The following is a 2,105-nucleotide window of genomic DNA, read 5'->3' as shown; positions in this document are numbered from 1 at the left end:
AACAGCTATGTCGGTACCATGTCCTTTACCGGTTTTTGCAAGTGATCCGAATAAATCAATCACAAGATCTTCTACCTGGTTCAGACCGCCCTGTTCCTGTATAGTTGCCAAAAAAGAGAGGGCGGCCCTCCAGGGGCCCAGGGTATGGGAACTGGATGGACCAACACCAATTTTGAAAATATCAAAAGCAGATATAGGCTCGTACGACAAGCGGAGGTATTTTGAACGAAATTAGTGAAAAGCAAATGCTTAATAGAAATCCACCAGTTCCACTTCAAAAAACAGGATAGAATTGGCTGGAATATTTCCGTTGGCCCGGCATCCGTATCCGAGTGCAGAGGGTATAACCATTTTAATTTTTCCGCCTTTTTTTATTTTAGGGATAGCGATCTGCCAGCCAGGAATCAGGCTTCTCAACGCCCAACGGGTTTTGGTGGGATCGGTTTGAGAATCAAAAACAGTTCCGTTCGTTAGCTCACCTCTGTATTTAATTTCAATCAGGGAATTAAGATTGGGTGTTCCACCTGTTCCCGGTTCAATTATTTCATAATACAGGCCAGATTCGTCTTTTATACCGGTTATGCCTTTGGCAGCATTATAGGTTAAGATGGCCTGTTCTTCATCGGCAGGCTGAACTACGGTACAAGAGGTGTTTGTATTGGATTTATTACAATGCCAGCTTCCTACAGCTACCAAACCCACAAATAAGAAAACGATAAGATTTTTTACCATTACCACAAAATTTTTCGCGAATATATTAATTGACATTGGAATAGACCATTAAAGGGAGCGATATGTTGCATCATAAAAAAACCTTCCCCCTTCACCCTTCCTCCTTCTCCCCTTCCTCCTCCTTCTCTCCCTTCACCTTCAGCTCCCTATACTTCTGCTCATACTGATCCCATTGGTACTGCTTGTAAAAAATGGCCATAAAAGTTACGATAGCCAGGAGGGCAATGATTAAAACGAGGGGGTTAAACTGGCTTCCTGCCACCATGCCGGCTCTTTTGTACCAGCCAAGGACATAATTTAAAAAAATGGGCAGGCCCAGTAAAAGCCCTATCGGTAGCCCTATCAGCCATTGGCGAAATGTCTTTTTCTGCCGATCGCGGTTCTTTTCCCAATACACTAAAAAATCCTTTTCTTCCTGGCTTAACATGCCTGCGTTTTTGCAAAAATAAGCCTCCGGCCGATTTTTTACTTAATTTGTGCTTCCACCAATACCCGATTGCATTGAAAATTGATCATTTAATTACCCAGTATCTCTACCAGCAGAAGAAAGTGAGTTTGCCCGGCATTGGTACCTTTACCATGGAAAACGGCACCGTACATTTCAGTAATAAAGCCGATGCTGAAATGAGCGCGGATTTAATTGAGTTTATTCGTACACATACCGGGAAAATGACGGCGCTGGCGACTTCCGACCTGGAGTCCTATATCATGCTCAACAAACAGTTTCTGAATATCGGGAAAGCCCTTCATTTTGAAGGCATTGGAACATTGGTAAAGGCAAAAGAAGGGCTGTTTGAATTTACGCCCGGGGAAATGGTAACAGAGCGCCTGGAGGAAAGAACGACAGAAGGAAGAAAGGCATCGGTTTACGAGGAAAGAAACCAGTATGAAGCGCAGAGTGGTAACGGCAGAAAGTTAGCCTTATTAGTGGGCATAGCGGCCACGGTAGGAATTGTGATCTGGGGAGGATGGAAATGGTCGCAAAGTGGCGTTGCAGATGGTAAATCAGACAGTTCTGTAGCAGTTGCAGTGGTGCAACCGGAACCAGCCCCCAGTACCGATACCAGCCGGGCCCTGGTGCAGGATTCCATTAGTAGGCGCCCGTTGATTGATACAACCAATAGCACCGGAAGTACCAGCATCAACCGCTATAAGTTCATTATAGAAACCACCACTAAAAAAGCGCGCGCCTTAAAACGTTATGCGCAGCTTGCTGAATTAAGGAGTGGAATTAAGCTGGAAACCGTCGATTCGGTGAATTACAAATTATATTTCGTGCTGCCTGCTTTACCTGCAGATACCAGCCGGATAAAAGACTCGCTCCGGTTGTTTTATGCCAGCCGTATCGTTACCCTGGAAAAAGAAGGGAATTA

General features: G+C 44.7%; 4 protein-coding genes. 1 reads left to right on the top strand and 3 read right to left on the bottom strand.

What is annotated here, in order from left to right; translation table 11 throughout:
* The 3 genes from A1D16_RS21625 to A1D16_RS21615 all read right to left on the bottom strand — a co-directional run.
* On the bottom strand, positions 1-210 hold a 210-nt coding region (locus A1D16_RS21625; RefSeq protein WP_290713822.1), incomplete at its 3' end, for a serine dehydratase beta chain.
* Between the two features lie 39 nt (positions 211-249).
* Positions 250-732: an FKBP-type peptidyl-prolyl cis-trans isomerase gene (locus tag A1D16_RS21620; RefSeq protein ID WP_290713819.1), complete on the bottom strand. Its 483-nt coding sequence runs from the start codon at positions 730-732 to the stop codon at positions 250-252.
* A 91-nt stretch (positions 733-823) separates the two neighbouring features.
* Positions 824-1,159: a hypothetical protein gene (locus tag A1D16_RS21615; RefSeq protein ID WP_290713816.1), complete on the bottom strand. Its 336-nt coding sequence runs from the start codon at positions 1,157-1,159 to the stop codon at positions 824-826.
* Between the two features lie 74 nt (positions 1,160-1,233).
* On the opposite strand from A1D16_RS21615, the gene A1D16_RS21610 reads away from it, so the two are divergent.
* The coding region (locus A1D16_RS21610; RefSeq protein WP_290713814.1) for a hypothetical protein at positions 1,234-2,105 on the top strand (872 nt) is incomplete at its 3' end.

The organism is Flavihumibacter sp. CACIAM 22H1 (assembly GCF_001601815.1).
GTDB lineage: Bacteria > Bacteroidota > Bacteroidia > Chitinophagales > Chitinophagaceae > Flavihumibacter.
This window is presented reverse-complemented; position numbering and strand designations above follow the sequence as displayed.